Consider the following 16,344-nt stretch of genomic DNA (forward strand, 5'->3'; position numbering starts at 1 on the left):
CTGGATTGGTTGTTAATTGGTTATCCAAAGCGTACCATAAGATAAAATAATTCCTGAAAATAGATTTTCATTGAAAATTGCAACTCGATTGTGGATATAATTGACATTATTTTTAGTAACATTCTATAATCGGAATATTACGTAAATAAGTAGGCGCTCTGAATGAGATTTTTATTATCATTACTGGAGGCGGGATATTCATTGGAACAAGCCATTATGATTCGTTCAGAAATACGAAAGTGTATGCAAGAACAAGGCTTTACGCTAGGCGGTTTCTCGAAAGTAACAGAAATAAGGGGCAGCTACCTTAGTTTATTACTCAATCATGATCCCCATAAATATCCTCTACCGCTGCGGCATTTTGACCGTATGACCCAGACCTTAGGTAAGCCGGAGGGATGGCTGTATGAATATTATGTAGAAGAATGTTTTATTACGGGGAAGGCGGATCGTCGTCGAGTGGAGCCATTTTTGCTGCGTTGTGCGGAGCTTGGGAAAACCGATTGCATAAAGCAAGTGTTATCTCAATTGATGGAGAATCTTAGTTATCTTCCTCTGGTGTTTGAAATTGCAGAACGAGTACACGCAGGGGGAAATCCGCAGAGAGCCGTACCGTTCTATGAGTGTGTGGCAGAGCATGAGAAGTATCAGCATTCCGAAACCTTGGCGATCAGCCAATATCGGCTGTTTCGCGCCGCCTTAGGGCAAGATTTGCAGAAAAATAGATTTGCAGCCACACGTTTTGCACCTTTTCGTAATCGTTTACCTTTGCATTTTCAACTGGATGGACTATTACAATTAGCAAACACATATTATACATTGAGTGACTGGAAACGACTCGGGGAATATGCAGATGAGTTAATCGCATTAGCCAAAGTAGTGTATCAAGAGCAGCATCAAAGAAAAACGAGCAAGCGAGAAACGGCTCTTCTGAATACAGAACGACACTTGGTCGTTTATTATGGTAAAGGTTATCTGCATAAAGCTATTTCATTTGAGAAACAAGGATTATATGCGGAATCAAAAAAATATATTGAGGGTTATGCTGATTTAAGTTGGTTTGAAGGGCTGGATGAAGTGGGAAAACATGATGTACAGATGTTTCAAATGTTTGCGGTAGCTAATTTATACACCATAGAAATCCTTATGGGGCATAATCATGTATTATCGGATTACACAGATTATTTAAGTAAGCATAAACTTGAGGTTTTGCCTGGCTTAGCTACAATTCTAGAATCGGCTAATAGATACGGATTTCCCGTAGATGATACATTAGAAAGATTATCTGAAGAAATTTCGGAGTTCAACCAGCAGGATGATCTTGCTAGTCTAGGGTGGCGTTTGCAGTTTCATTATTATTCATCAATCTATTTCTTAAAACAAGATAAGGTTAATGTAAGCATAGCAAATGCTTTACAGAGCCTTGAATTATCGGTTATTATTAACAATAGTAGTGCGTTTGCACAAATTGTAGCTTTATTTGAATTCTGTAGGGATAAGGCTACAGATACTCAATTAAACGATTATAAGAGTTTACTGGAGGAGGTCAGGAAGTATGAAAAGTTTACTATCGGCCGTCTTAATCATGAGCTTATTTAGTGTAACTTTTTTTGGAAATATTCAAGTTTTAATCCAACCTCTTAACGGTGTAATCCAATCGTTAGATCATGGGGCTAATTATTGATTGTGGATATTCTGGAAGCAGATATAAAGCTTGAAAGCTTTAATCTCAACGATCATAGTTATGACTTTCTTTAACGCTGTAATTTTTTTGGAGTGGATCAGTCCCAATTGCACTTCCGGATAGTATATTAAAACCTCTAGAGCATGGAATGGATTAGTGACCTGAACGCTCTTTTAATGAATAATTACCTTAATTCTATAAACATTTGTAAATATTCAACAAGATTTGGACTTTAATGCCTGCAAGTACACAAACCCACATAAACTACATAATTACATCCAACCCTTGCCACTTGCGGCAAGGGTTTTTTTCTGAAATTAATCATTGTAGCTTTCTTTTTGGAAGCGGGGCAATAGTAACTATCTCTTTGACAGAATTGAACTATGAAATTGGAGCACCAAAGGTATAAAGAAGGGATAATACTCCTAATATCATGATTCAAAATGTATCGTGAGATTCGACAAATTTGATAAACAAAATTGGGGAATATCTAAAAGATGACAAAATACTGCATAAATTGAAGGGGAAATAGGAGTAAAGTCGAATTTATTATTTGAGTTGAATCTTATGGACTAGGAAAATAGAATCAGTTTAAAATTTAAATTGAGGTGATCTAAATGTACTTGAAAAAGGTGCACATTAAGGGATTCAGAAATTTTGATGATACGGAAATAGAATTTCAAGATGGCATAAATATCATTATTGGACCAAATAATTCTGGAAAATCAAACTTGTTAAAGGTTATTAATCTACTTGATAACATTTCTGAGAATGATGGATCTGTCCATGATTTTAATAAAAATGACCTTTACGTAAATTTAAAAAAATATAAAATAGATCCCCCGTCTATTGAAATATATTATCATATTCAACACTCACTTAGTTTGGATGGATTTGATGATGGTATTCTAAGATTTAAGAATTTTATTGTTTATAATGAGGACGGCAATGTGTTAACTGATGATGGGAAATATATAATTAGCGCAATAGTATTACTAAAATATGAGCTTGATTCAAAATTTTTAAATGACTATCGTGAAGAAATGAAAAATAAAGATAAATTAAATGACTTTCTTCTCTCACTGGAGAAACTTATTTCAAGGTTTTCTTGGAACTACTATAATACAACCTCTCATCAAAGGATCAAGAAGAATGAAGTGCAAAATATATTTAATATCGACTATATACCAGCTGATAGAAATACAGAGGGATTACTTCCTCATACTCAGAGGTATGTCAAAAAACGTCTGGATAAATATGAGGGTCAGATTGACTTAAGAGCCAATATAACTCAAATGTTGGGAACAAATTTTGCAGAGATCACAGATGAAATGAAGCAGTTAATTGAATTGGATCAAGGTCGAGTTGGAATTAAAAATGGGAATAACTCATTGACACCAAGTTTTGTATACGACTCGTCTTTTGAACGTTATTTCCAATATATTTTTCAAGACACTACTTTAGGGTATGAGATGCCAATGAAAAATAATGGGCTTGGTTATAACAATCTTGTTCAGATCTATAATATTATTGCTTTCAAAATAAATAATGACTACAATCTTTTACTAATTGAAGAGCCAGAAGCCCATTTACATCCTGCCATGCAATATAAACTATTCAGGTATTTAAGCGATTTAAAACAGGCCGATGAATTATCAAAGCAGCAAGAAGGTGAACAAGAAACTAAAGCAGATATTATTAATGGAAGAGTTATAAAAAATCAAATTTTTGTAACTACGCATTCACCTAACATAACGGCAGCTGCTAATATTGATGATATGATCTCATTGAAATATTATCGTAACTTTAATGAACACAGAGTTGTTTCGGATAATTTGAAACATAAATTTTCAAAAAAGGAATATATCAATAGCAAAGCACATCTAGAAAAATTTCTAGATGTTACAAGATCCGATATGTTATTTGCTTATAAGATAATTTTAGTTGAAGGTTTAGCAGAGAAGATGCTAATGTCTGCATTTGCAAGAAAATGTGGTATTGATTATGAAATTGAGACTAACCATATATCAGTAGTAGAAGTGGGAGGAATTAACTTTAAGCATTTTCTTCCTTTATTTATGGACACGAACGTGAAAGTCTTATGTTTTAGAGATTGTGATTATAAGTATTTTGATGGTGAAATTCTTAATGATTTAACAATGTATCAAGAGCATTTAAATTCTATGGAGTTAGTGGAAAAGGAATTCTTAGAAAGCGAAAATATTTTAGTTAAAACACAAAAAAATTTAGGCTCAACATTTGAAAATGAACTTTTTTTAGATAATTTTGATGATTTATTGGTTGTTAAAACACTATATAAATTTGTTACTCCAGAAGGATTACATCCATTCATTAATGGTATCGAAGAAATGTCCATAATTGAATGGAAGGCGAATTTAGATTCAATAAAACATCCCAAGACAAAAAAGAAAATTAGCGATTACATTGATCTATATATAGAGGATTATACAAATGAAGAAGATAAAGAAGTAAAATTAAAGATTGAGAAGCTTTTCTTTGCAAATCTATTTTTAAGTTATGCGGAAAACAAAAAAGGAGATCTTGCATTAAATATTCTTTCGAAAAACTACTTGGACGATTTAGAAGCGGAACCTCAATATATTATTAATGATTTAATTGTTCCTGACTACATTAAGGAGGGATTAGAATGGCTCAAGAAATAAGTTCATCTGATGATTTAGGAATTTATAACAATAATAAACATTTAAAAATATATGCTGGACCAGGCGCTGGAAAAACTCATTTATTAATTGAAAATATAAAGCAGATGATTCAGCACAGTTCTAAACTTAAAAGTAACTTTCGAAAAATTCTCTGCATAACATATACAAACGTTGCAGTGGAACAAATTCAAAACAGATTAGGTACATTTAATACTAATGTAGTCGTTTCTACTATACATTCATTCATTAATGAATACGTCATAAAGCCTAATCAACTCCAACTTAAAAAAATCATTGAAGAAGAATTTGGTTTATTGATAGACAAGAATAAAGAGATTTCTTCAGTACAAGAAGGTTTTACTGTTTTAAGTGGTCATAAAAAAGAAGAGATTTATAATTATTTAGAAAAAAATTACCCACTAATAGCACCTGATTTATACAATGAGTTATCCCGAACTAAGATGGCAGATGTTCAAATTGATATTAATAATTTGAATTCAGGAAACACGGATGAAAATTTAAAGAGCGATTTACAATATGCTAAACAAATAACACCAGAAGTGGCTTTGGCTGTAAAAAGTTTTATTTGGGGGGAAGCAGGAAGGCTATCTTTTGACGAAGTTCTGTATTTTGGTTATAAAATCCTGACCAAATACACACTTGCTACACATCTTATTAGAAGTGAGTTTCCATATATTTTAATTGATGAATACCAAGATACAAATCCGATTCAAAATAAGATAGTAAAAGTCCTTTCAAAGAAAGAATGTATTATAGCTGTAATAGGGGATGTAGCACAATCAATTTACTCTTTTCAAGGAGCTGACTACAAGGAGTTTCATAATTTCACTTTAAATTCAACTTTACCAATTCAAAATTATGTAATTAAAGGAAACAGAAGAAGCACACAGAACATAATTGATTTAATAAATTATTTAAGACAAGAAGATAAAGCACTTAATGATCAAACTTGTGAAATGAATTTTGAAAACAAGCATAAAGTTATTTTTTTGATGCAAAAGAACATGACATATTTTTCTAAACCTATAGATACGATTCTTGAAAAGGATACAGTGATTCTATGCAGGAAATGGTCCGAGGTATTAAAATATGTTAGTAATGTTACTGAAGATCAAAGGAAATTAATAAATGACATAATAAACGCTTACTCATTTCAAATCCGAAGCAACTTAGAAAATGAACTACAGGCTAAAAGAGAAGCATGGATAGAATCCATGATTGCAATCAATGAACTTGAAGATGCGTTTAGCAGAAAGTGTATTCCAAGTGCATTCACAGTTTTCGAAAAATATTTCCAAATAGAATCATCGTTCCGTAGTTTTAATGAAAAGAATAATAAGCTTTTGAAAAAGGTCTTTATGTTTTGGGAGAGCATTAATAGTTATATTGACGAAACGATATTGTTAAAAGATTTGATAATTAAGATTAACAACTTAATAAATGAATTGGAGATTCCAGCAAAAAGTTATTTTAGATACCCTATTGAAGGCGATGACGATTACTCTGAGAAAATATATAAGTTTATTGATAAAATACAATATTCAACTTCCAAAAAGATTACTAACGAAATTTTTTCACCAAATAGTAGATTTATGACAATACACAAAGCTAAGGGAGCAGAGTTTGATAACGTGCTGATAAACATTGAAACTGCGGCTAAGTTGGATTCTAAAAATTTTACTCCTTTAAATATTATATGTAATCCCATGATTTTTAAGGATTCAGTTGATAAAGATGAAAAGTTATACGAAGAATTTACTAGAATTGTATATGTAGCTGCAAGTAGGGCCAAAAACAAACTATATATTCATTTAAAAGGTGATGAACAAATTGCAAGTGATATTGATCATGCGCTCGGGGAGTATTGTAAAAAGATTGGAAAAGATAAATTTTTTGATTTTGAGTATTGTTAAAGGAAAGATTGTATTACTTAATGTAAACTATACTCCAGGAGTTTAAATAAGTTCAAAACTAGCCTAGTGAATTTTACTTTTACCCTTGCCACTTTCGGCAAGGGTTTTCTGCTTTCTTACTATCATTTTATCGCAGCAACATGCTTCCCAAGGAGTAATTGTCTGTTGAAAAATACAAAAATATATTTAGATATAAAAAATACCTTTTATGTCCTGTTATACTCTTCAGCAAGAATAGAGTACAGATATGAATCATGAAATTCGCCTTTGTAGTACCAGTGTTCACGCATCAAACCTTCACGTTGCATTCCGATCTGTTGCATAACCTTCTCAGAAGCCTTGTTTTCTGGACGACATGTTGCATAAATACGGTGGACAGCAAGTGTGCTAAATCCAAAGTCTAGTAACGCTCGTGCTGCCTCTGCTGCATAACCCTTCCCTTGATAATCTGGATTCAAAACATAACCCAATTCTGCATTAGTATCTTTGACATGAATACCAACACCGCCGATCAGGGTTCCATTATTTTTCAGACAAACGGCTAGTTCATAGTCTTGTCGTGGCTGTTCCTGCTGTGAAGCTAGAACTTGTTCTATATATGCCTTTGTATCTTCTTCTGTATTTGGTCCCCAGGCTGTATATTTAGTAACTTCAGGTAATGACGTGTACGTATGTATACTTTCCCAATCGGATCTGCCAATATCACGAATGATGAGCCGGTTTGTCTCAAATTGCATAACGATTCCTCCTGTCTATAATCAACAGACTCTACTTAGTATTTTAAAACGATTAACATCTCAATCCAATCTTTTATGCGTTCGTAGCCTTTAAACGTTAGACCTCCATTTAACAATGAACCCAGACCTTTTCCCGCCTGAACGCAAACCGCAAGGGAGGCGTCCGGCAAAAGGCAAACAGAAAATATTGAATGTGGTACTGGAATAGCCTGCTATTATTAGCCATCCGGTTTGTCTTAAAACAGCCTGCGAGCTGTGACGAAACGTTTCTGCCATTTACTATCAAGCGTGTCAAAATGAACGCCGCGTTCTTTGGAGAAGGTATGCAGCAATTTGTTATTCCCTGCATAGATCGCCACATGGCCGATCTCCAGGCCGCGTGCGCTGAAGAACAGCAGATCGCCTTTGCGCAGCTCGTTCAGCCCGACCTTCCGGCCTTCTTTAGCCTGATCGTAAGAGACACGGGGGAGGTCGATGGAGAGCGTATGTCGGAACACTTCCCCCACAAAAGAAGAACAATCAAAGGTCGATGTCTGACCGCTTGCTGCGCCGAATTCATAAGGAGTTCCAAGGAATTTCTCTCCGTAGGCGATTAGTTCAACTCCCTGCCGTTCCACCAGGGATGAGCTGGTATAATCGCTGTATTTTGGTTTAGCCGATATGTATCCGGTCAGGTTGTCTTTAGTATGCACTTCCAGCCAGAGGGCGTTGACCTCGCGGATGACATGAATCTTTTCGTCGGCTGGAATAAGCCGCAGGGAAGGGGAAGCTCCCGACGAATCCGGTTTGCTGCGCAGGTTGACTCCCGAAAGAACCGTTGTGAAAAAATCGTTCCTGGAGACAATCCGAATCGCTCGGGTCAGGGCATCCCACTTCACTGTGCTCCCAAGTGCTTCGCTTACAAAACGCAGTGGAATCATCGTGTTGCCCTCAACAATTTGCCCGGGAACATTCAGAGACAGCGTTTTGCTGTTAAGGGTCGCAGCGACTTCTCCAATGCGATAGGTCAGCACCATGTCATTTTTGGTTGCTGTTACGGTTTTGCTGGATGCGTTCCAGGAAAGCTCGGCTCCTTGTGCCTCAAACAACTGGCGCATGGGGACGAGCGCTGTTCCTTCTAGCAGCAGCGGCTGGGCAGTAAGCTGAAGCGGGCGGTCATCTACATAAACAGTTGTCACTGGAGTCGTCTGTACCGACTTTGCATACGACGGGTTTGCTTGGAGCAGTGATACCGCTAGCAGAGCTAGCAATGCTTTCTTGTTGATTGTCATGCTGTCATCACCTCGTTGTGAATATGTTCATCTAAGTTGTACGAGGCTTCCTCCGATTAGTTGTGTACCAAATATTGGACTGATTCGAAAAACATAAACAAACAAAAACAAAACCAATTAATATCTTTGTTTTATTATTGACATCAAAATAAAATAAAGATAAAATTATAAATGTGAAACATTTCACTTTTAAGAGATAGCCCTATATTTAGCGAGGCAATAAGAAGTGAATCCTTTAGGAGGCCGATTTTTTATGAGCGCACATGTATTTTTTGTACCATCTATTAATCTTATGGGAACAGGCTGTTTGCATGAAGTTGGGCCGTATATAAAAGAACTGAATTTAAACAAAGCTCTCGTCGTAACGGATAAATTTTTGATGAAGAGTGGTATTGCAGGCAAGGTTACGTCTTTGCTGGATGATATTGGAGTGGACTATGCGGTATACGATGAAGTAAAACCAAATCCGACCTGTAAAAATGTACATGATGGTGTTCAGTTTCTGCAAGAAAACGGATGTGACTTTTTAATTTCGATTGGCGGAGGGTCACCACAGGATACGGCTAAGGGAATCGGCATTATTGCTACCAACGGGGGACATATAACCGAGTATGAGGGCGTTCATAAATCCACGCATAAATCGCTACCTATTGTGGCTATTAATACCACAGCAGGAACATCTGCTGAAATCACGATTAATTATGTCATTACGGACGAAGAACGCAAGGTCAAGATGGTTATGGTTGATAAGAATAGTGTAGCTACGATTTCGGTCAACGACCCTGAACTGATGGTAGATAAACCCGCCGCATTAACGGCAGCTACAGGACTAGATGCTTTGACCCACGCTATTGAAGCTTTGGTTACGCCAGGCTCCTATCCTGTAACGGATGCGACTGCGTTGGCAGCAGTAGAGATTATTTTTAACCATTTGGCCCGCACGGTGAGCAACGGCCATGATATAGAAGCACGTGAGCAAATGGTATACGCTATTTTCTTGGGAGGACTTGCATTTAATAATGCCGGATTGGGTTACGTTCATGCGATGGCGCATCAGCTTGGCGGCGTATACGATTTGCCTCATGGTGTTTGCAATGCCATGCTGCTGCCGATTGTGGAGGAGGAGAACGCCAAGCATGTACCAGAGAAGTTTCGTGCCATCGCTAAGGTCATAGGTTTTGAAGATAAGGGGAAAACGGATAAGGAATGCGCAGACTATGTAATCCAAAGAATCAAAGACCTGTCGAAGGAAGTAGGGATTCCTTCCAAACTTTCTGAACTGGGTGTAAATGAAGTGGATTTAGATCTGCTTGCCGAGAACTCAATGAAGGATGCTTGCGCTCCAGGCAATCCGTTCATACCTAGCAAAGAACAAGTTATCGAGATGTTTAAGAAAATTCTTTAAATAAAAGAGGCAATTATTTTACTAAATACTATAAGGGCTGTCCCAGGAACTGATCGAAAAATACTGGGGACGGCCCTTTTTATTCGCATTTTCTGCTAAGAGATTTGTGAGACTAGAGATAAGACAACCCCATTGAATATTAAAGGCCCAGCTCTCTCGGCTAAATCCGTAGGAGACTCTTTTTTTCCTTCCACATTCCAGCGAAAGGTTACACCATAAATGGACCAGCTTAAAATGGTCGCGGCAAGTTCTAACGTTCTTGGGTCTGTATTACTGGTTCCTCTTGTTATGAGTTGAAGTATGAAATGCTCTAATTGATTCTTAATATGTTCTTCCAGAATCGGTGCGACTGAATTATATTTATGGATGCATTGATTACTAGTGTCATGATAGTCGCATAACGAAAGAATAAGTTTCTGAATGGTCCTCTCCGACAAACCCGCCTCAGCATCAATCTTCTTGATAACACACTCCAAAAATGCATCTGACAAAAGGGTTTCAAGCAGTGCATATTTATCTTGAAAATGGGCATAGAACGTGGCACGGTTAATGGTGGCTTTTTGGGTAATGTCATTGATCGTAATCGTGTAGAAGTCTTTCTTATTTAATTGGTCAATGAATGCGTCGAGAATTAATCTACGTGTTCGAATGACGCGTGGATCGTTTGGGTTGGGTAAAGTTACACCAGGCATCCTCAAGACACTCCTTTCAGGTAAATCAAATGATTCCCCCATTATAAACATGTGTTGTTTTGTCAACAAGTGAATTTAGATATACAACAATTTCATAACCCTTTTGGTTAAGCAACAGAATGAACATTTTGTCGGTTGAATGATAAATTAAACATTGCTAACATTTCACTTGCACCCCGTTTGATGGTGCACGAGCCTTTTATATAATCGCTAAAAGGCGATAAAAGAAAATGGGGAGGTACAATTCTTGAGTAATCAACCGCAAAATGTCCATTCAACAGAGGCTTTATTTCAACCTTATACCATTCATAATCTGACCCTACAGACTCGTATTGTAATGCCAGCAATGGGCCGCGCTTTTTCACCAAATGGTGTGCCAGGACCGGATGTAGCCGCTTATTATCGCCGTCGCGCAGAGAATGGTGTAGGTCTTATTATTACTGAAGGTGCAGTAATTGACCATCCGGCTGGAACAAGTGAGCCGAGGATACCTAATTTTTATGGAGAAGCGGCTTTAAACGGTTGGGCTGAAGTGGTCAGACAGGTTCATGAAGCTGGTAGCAAAATTTTCCCTCAGCTTTGGCATATGGGGATGGCCCGTCCTTTGGGATCTCAGCCGAATCCCGAAGCGCTATCGATTGGTCCATCGGGACTGGATATGGAAGGCAATAAATTGACCGAGCCGATGACAGAAGGAGAAATCGCCAAGGTCATTGGCGCCTATGTCGATGCAGCTGCGAATGCAAAACGACTAGGCTTTGACGGCGTTGAAATTCACGGAGCACACGGCTATCTGGTTGATCAATTCTTTTGGGAGAGAACGAACCAACGTACGGATCGCTATGGTGGCGATATCATAAAACGTGCTCAATTCGCCATTGAGCTTGTGGAAGCTATTCGTGCTGAGGTTGGCCCTGACTACCCTATTGCCATGCGCCTATCCCAATGGAAAATGAATGATTACAACGCAAAGCCGTTCGATACACCGGATAAACTGGGGCAATTCCTGAATGTGTTAGTACAAGCGGGCGTGGACATCTTCCATTGCTCGACACGTCGCTTTTGGGTACCTGAATTTGAAGGCTCCGATTTGAGCTTTGCCGGATGGGTGAAGAAGCTGACTGGAAAAACTACGATTACGGTTGGCTCTGTAGGTCTGGATGAGGATTTTGTAAGTTATACGGAAGGGAAAGGGGCAGGACACCAAGATATTAATGAACTTCTGGAACGGCTGGACAACAATGAATTTGATCTGGTAGCTGTTGGGCGTGCGCTTCTGAGCGATCCTGCATGGGCTACGAAAATACGTGAAGGCCGAATTCATGATCTTCAAACCTTTACACCTGAGGTACTTCAAACGCTCAACTAAAACATATCATACTTTGAACACCTCTTCATTTCATAAATAAACACTGTAAGCCAAAATACTCAAAGTCAGGTAAGGAACTTTGGTGTTTTGGCTTTTTTATGCGTCTGCAATAGTAGTCCACCATGAACCATTTTAGATTAAGTCATATTTGCTCTAAAGTTGTCTTTTATTGGGTACTCAAGTATTGAATTTTCTTTAAAAGCTGCTCCATTTAACAAGCTCCTATCTATTTTAGATTTCATTATATCAAACTTAATCCTAGTTCTTTGAATCATTCATATGCTAAAACCAGATCAGACTGAAACCAACACTTGATATATATAGATGTCTATGTAATAATGCTTGTATGTTAAAAAATAATGCAGCTGCACTGATAGGAACCATTAGAGACTCGATCAATAAATTGATTGTGTCTGAGCTTGAAGCGAATGGAATTGAAGGGATTGTTCCTACTCATGGTGGAATTCTAATGTTCCTTTATCAAAAGGACGGGCTTTCCATTAAGGAACTGACGCAAAAAATTTCTCGGCAGCAACCCACAGTCACTGTTTTGATCGACAAGCTAGTGAAGTTGGGGTATGTCGAAAGAAAAAAAGAAAGGGAGGATAGTCGAGTTACCCTGATATTTCTGACCGATAAGGGAAGAGAGATAGAGCCTATATTTGAGATGATCTCCAATAGATTACAAGAAACCATCTATGGTGGTCTCAAAGATGAAGAAAAAGAACAGCTGGAATATCTGCTGGAGCATGTAAAAAACAGATTATAAAATTTTTTTAAGTAAATGTATAGATATCTATATTAATATCAAAATAACAATAAAACATCTGGAGGTTATAAAATGAAACATCTTATTATCTATGCTCACTCTAACGCAGAAAGCTTCAATCACGCGATACTCGAAACGGTTGTAAATACTCTGAAAGAAAAAGGTGATGAAGTCGTTGTACGCGATCTATATGCCCTTGATTTTCAACCTGTATTAAAACCTGAGGATACTGCCGCTATGAGAGCAGGGCAAACCCCGGCTGATATCAAAGTCGAGCAGGAATACATCTCACAATCGGATACGATTACTTTTATTTCTCCCATCTGGTGGACAGGTCTTCCGGCTATCCTGAAAGGTTACGTTGACCGTGTATTTTCATACGGCTTTGCATATACGGCTGGTGTAGAAGGGATTAATAAGCTGCTTACAGGTAAAAAAGGTTTTATCGTGAATACACATGGTACTCCTAACGCGATCTACGATGAAATCGGTATGACCGCAGGATTGAAGATCACATCAGATACGGGAATTTTTGATTTCGTTGGAATTGAATCCGTCGGTCACTTGCTGCTTGGAAGTATCGGCTACCTTGATGAAGATGGCTATAAAGGACTGCTGAAGCAAGTCCAAGACACGGTTAAAACGGTGCTGTAAAGTTAGTTCATATTCTTTTAGAAACGCAAGACATTCTTTAAGTGATGAGGTCAACCCGTATTTAGTGGTTGGCCTTTTCTTGTAAATGTTAATACTTCTCCAATAAAGTCCAAACAACAATCTCATTTGGAGCTGCTCAAATCCTTCTTTTCCTTGAAATTCAAAGTTCGCGATAGTCGACACCCACCCATAATCCTCGCGGTGATTTCTTTGGAGCCAATAGAAACCAACCGAGCATAAAAATATTCATGATGATATAACACATTTCCAGAACCTCATAAAATAAAACACTTCTTGTTGTCTCCTCTGGGTGTCTCACAGTCCACGGTATATAACCTCCTGTTACTGGACATTCAAGGGGGGATAAAGTATAAAAATTCACAAATATTTCATTGTTATTATCGTGGGCAATTCATTATAGTACATAGTATTAATAGTTAACTGTATGTATTATGTGTTTTGCGGAGGTTCACTATGAAAGATTATGAACTAAGGAACGAATTGAGAGAATCCGTTAACCGGATTTATGACATGGAATTATTCAGTAGCCTGACGGAGCTTGTTCAGGGGGAAAACCATGTGCTTCAATATTTAGTTCAGCATCGGGATGATGAAATTAATCCTTCCTTGCTCAGCGATCATCTGCATGTATCCAGATCAAGAATTACGGCAGCGCTTACGGGATTAAGGAAAAAAGGCTATGTGACTATGGAAATGTCTGAGCATGACAGACGTCGAATGTGTGTAAGGCTCACAGTAGATGGTGAATCCTTGATCAGACAGAAGCAAGAGAGAATTGAAGCTTATTTTGAAGCGCTTGTAGTAGGTTTGGGTGAGAAGAATGTAAAGGAATTTACACGGTTAATTGAGCTTTCTTTGAGTATTATGAATGCGAGTTCTATTGAAAAATAACTTAATGTGAGGGTGGACTGGGTGAGATATAAAATAATAGCAGACAGCTGCTGTGATTTAACGAGAGAACTTAGAGAAGAGATGCAGATTACTACGATCCCGTTAAATATGACGCTGGGAGACAAATGCTTCGTAGATGATGACACATTGGACTTACCTCAGTTTATGGAAGAAATGAAAGCCTGTACAACCAAAATTGGATCCGCATCACCGTCACCTATGCTATATAAGGAAGCCTTTCAAGGTGCGCATACTTCTTTTGCCATTACATTATCCAGCAACCTGTCCAGTTCGTATTCCAGTGCAGTGGTAGGAAAAGATATGGCGGAAGAAGAGGGGGCGGATGTTCATGTATTTGATTCAAAAAGCGCTTCGGCTGGACAGCTCTTGTTAGCTCTAAAACTGCGCAAGTTGATTGACGAGGGATATCATAAAAGCGAAATTATTTCTTCCTTGGAGAGCTTTATCAGCAAGATGAAAACCTACTTTGTTTTAGAAAATCTGGATAATCTGGTTAAGAACGGGCGGATGAATAAAATCACTGGAAAGATACTTTCACTCTTGCATATCAGGCCTATTTTAGGCTCGGATGGTGACGGGAATATCGCATTTTTTACTCAAGCACGCGGTCAAAATCAAATTATCGAAAAGTTGGCAGATACTATTGAGAAAAGTGGCCGGGCTACCGAAGGAGAGAGCATCGTCATTACTCACTGCAATAATCCTGGGCTGGCGGAAAAATTAATGAATGCGCTGAAGAAACGCTATCAATTTAAAGATATTCATATTGTGTCCACCAGAGGGATTAGTTCAATGTATGCCAATGACAAAGGTATTATTATGGCGTTTTAAGCTATAGAAGTGGACTGTAATGATGACTGCCCATTGGAACAAGAATCGAGATTGGTAGTAATGTATGGAATGGAGAAGGTAACCCCTCTCCTCCCGCTCAAGCGACAGGGGTTTTAAGGAAATTCCATGGTTGCAATCCATGAAGAAGTGAATAGATTTTCTGTCATTGGCCCAAGCGGGAACAAGCTGATGTTTGATCTGAACAAATGAGCCGTTAGTAGTAAGATAAACGGGATGTTTCCAGATCTAACTTAATCTTTTGATAACCACAGAAGCGTTTACGTTGGCTTGGGTACCTCCAGCTAAAGTTTGGAGGGTAACCGCAGCGGCAGAACTATGATTTCTCAGGGTAAGAACATCACCGGATGCCAGAGCGATGATGGCTTGCCCTGTATTTTGCTGTGTGCCAGCTCCTGAGCCGTATATGGTTCCCGCAGCAAGGGTTCCATTAACAAATATTGCGAATTGACTTGGCTCTACACCCGATACTGAAAAATTAACTTCATAGATCCCCGCGTCAGTTACTGCAATCTGTGTAGTGCCGGGAGCATGTGTAATACCAGGTGTAAGTATACCGTTCGTATCGAAAATGACATCCGCTTCTATCGGAACGACTTGAGCACCTAAGTTGTAAATATAACCAAACTGTGCTATTCCACCTGCGGCTCCAGTAGCTCCAGTAGCGCCGGTGGCCCCCGTCGCTCCAGCGGTACCCGTAGCACCAGTGGCACCTACCGCACCCGCAGGACCTGCTGGACCGATAGCACCTGCCGCGCCTGCAGGACCTACAGGGCCGACTGGTCCAGCAACGCCCGCAGGACCTACAGGGCCGACTGGTCCAGCAACGCCCGCAGGACCTACTGGTCCTACTGATCCAGCAACGCCCGCAGGACCTACTGGTCCTACTGGTCCTACTGGTCCTACTGGTCCTACCGGTCCTACCACACCCGCAGTGCCTACAGCCCCCGCTGCACCCACATTTCCGGCAGCCCCAACGGTGCCCGCAGTACCCACAGCCCCCGCTGCGCCAACATTTCCGGCAGCCCCGACAGCCCCAGCTGTACCTACGGCACCCGCTGCACCTACGTTACCTGCTGCACCTACGTTACCTGCTGCACCTATAGCTCCAGGAGCACCCGTTGCACCAAAAACATCTTGAGGGATATTTACACGGACGATTTGCTTTTTGACGACGATTTCCTTACAAAAGCACTTTCTTTTCGAGTGGCACTTTCTTTTCGAGCGGCCTTTTCTCTTTGGGGGCTTCTCATCAAACTTTTTTTCTAACTTATCAAACCAGGCACGGACAAAAACATTTTTTTTACGGCCTTTTTTTCGTTTTAATTCAGGATGACCCAATACAAACACCTCCATATGGTTT

At 38.8% G+C, this 16,344-nt stretch carries 13 protein-coding genes; 9 read left to right on the forward strand and 4 right to left on the reverse strand.

Features of this window, described 5'->3' with window-relative positions; genetic code table 11:
• Positions 1-201 precede the first annotated feature (201 nt).
• The 3 genes from NSQ68_RS09740 (at position 202) to NSQ68_RS09750 (ending at position 6,302) form a co-directional block, all read left to right on the forward strand.
• Positions 202-1,599 carry a DNA-binding protein gene (locus NSQ68_RS09740; protein WP_342428716.1) on the forward strand — a complete coding sequence of 466 codons (1,398 nt, stop codon included), beginning with the start codon at positions 202-204 and terminating at the stop codon, positions 1,597-1,599.
• A 708-nt stretch (positions 1,600-2,307) separates the two neighbouring features.
• Positions 2,308-4,368, forward strand: a complete 2,061-nt coding sequence (locus NSQ68_RS09745; protein WP_342428717.1) for an AAA family ATPase — start codon at positions 2,308-2,310, stop codon at positions 4,366-4,368.
• Entirely contained in the window at positions 4,353-6,302 is a 1,950-nt protein-coding gene (locus tag NSQ68_RS09750) for an ATP-dependent helicase (RefSeq protein ID WP_342428718.1), read from the forward strand. The genes NSQ68_RS09745 and NSQ68_RS09750 overlap by 16 nt, the downstream gene beginning before the upstream one ends.
• Positions 6,303-6,508: 206 nt before the next feature.
• Here NSQ68_RS09750 and NSQ68_RS09755 read toward each other — a convergent pair whose 3' ends face one another.
• Both NSQ68_RS09755 and NSQ68_RS09760 read right to left on the reverse strand, forming a co-directional pair.
• Positions 6,509-7,039: a GNAT family protein gene (locus tag NSQ68_RS09755; protein ID WP_342428719.1), complete on the reverse strand. Its 531-nt coding sequence runs from the start codon at positions 7,037-7,039 to the stop codon at positions 6,509-6,511.
• Between the two features lie 236 nt (positions 7,040-7,275).
• Positions 7,276-8,310, reverse strand: coding sequence for a stalk domain-containing protein (locus tag NSQ68_RS09760; protein WP_342428720.1), 1,035 nt, complete (start codon positions 8,308-8,310; stop codon positions 7,276-7,278).
• A gap of 253 nt (positions 8,311-8,563) precedes the next feature.
• Between NSQ68_RS09760 and NSQ68_RS09765 the strand changes: the two genes are divergently transcribed.
• Positions 8,564-9,715, forward strand: coding sequence for an iron-containing alcohol dehydrogenase (locus NSQ68_RS09765; RefSeq protein ID WP_103047920.1), 1,152 nt, complete (start codon positions 8,564-8,566; stop codon positions 9,713-9,715).
• Positions 9,716-9,810: 95 nt separating this feature from the next.
• Here the strand turns inward: NSQ68_RS09765 and NSQ68_RS09770 are convergent, their stop codons facing one another.
• Entirely contained in the window at positions 9,811-10,407 is a 597-nt protein-coding gene (locus NSQ68_RS09770; protein ID WP_342428721.1) for a TetR family transcriptional regulator, read from the reverse strand.
• A gap of 247 nt (positions 10,408-10,654) precedes the next feature.
• Between NSQ68_RS09770 and NSQ68_RS09775 the strand changes: the two genes are divergently transcribed.
• The 5 genes from NSQ68_RS09775 (at position 10,655) to NSQ68_RS09795 (ending at position 14,963) form a co-directional block, all read left to right on the forward strand.
• Positions 10,655-11,776, forward strand: a complete 1,122-nt coding sequence (locus NSQ68_RS09775; protein ID WP_342428722.1) for an NADH:flavin oxidoreductase — start codon at positions 10,655-10,657, stop codon at positions 11,774-11,776.
• Between the two features lie 346 nt (positions 11,777-12,122).
• Positions 12,123-12,545, forward strand: coding sequence for a MarR family transcriptional regulator (locus NSQ68_RS09780; protein WP_061831337.1), 423 nt, complete (start codon positions 12,123-12,125; stop codon positions 12,543-12,545).
• 72 nt (positions 12,546-12,617) lie between these two features.
• Positions 12,618-13,199 (forward strand): NAD(P)H-dependent oxidoreductase, encoded by a 582-nt coding sequence (locus tag NSQ68_RS09785; RefSeq protein ID WP_342428723.1) that lies wholly within the window; start codon positions 12,618-12,620, stop codon positions 13,197-13,199.
• A 474-nt stretch (positions 13,200-13,673) separates the two neighbouring features.
• Complete coding sequence (locus NSQ68_RS09790) at positions 13,674-14,111, forward strand: MarR family transcriptional regulator (protein ID WP_342428724.1); 438 nt, start codon at positions 13,674-13,676, stop codon at positions 14,109-14,111.
• A gap of 21 nt (positions 14,112-14,132) precedes the next feature.
• Positions 14,133-14,963 carry a DegV family protein gene (locus tag NSQ68_RS09795; protein WP_342428725.1) on the forward strand — a complete coding sequence of 277 codons (831 nt, stop codon included), beginning with the start codon at positions 14,133-14,135 and terminating at the stop codon, positions 14,961-14,963.
• 246 nt (positions 14,964-15,209) lie between these two features.
• Here NSQ68_RS09795 and NSQ68_RS09800 read toward each other — a convergent pair whose 3' ends face one another.
• The gene (locus tag NSQ68_RS09800; RefSeq protein ID WP_342429100.1) at positions 15,210-16,331 is read right to left on the reverse strand and encodes a collagen-like protein; all 1,122 of its coding nucleotides are present in this window, start codon (positions 16,329-16,331) and stop codon (positions 15,210-15,212) included.
• Between the last annotated feature and the right edge of the window lie 13 nt (positions 16,332-16,344).

The sequence above is a fragment of the Paenibacillus sp. FSL L8-0158 genome (genome assembly GCF_038592965.1).
Classification (GTDB): domain Bacteria; phylum Bacillota; class Bacilli; order Paenibacillales; family Paenibacillaceae; genus Paenibacillus; species Paenibacillus polymyxa_D.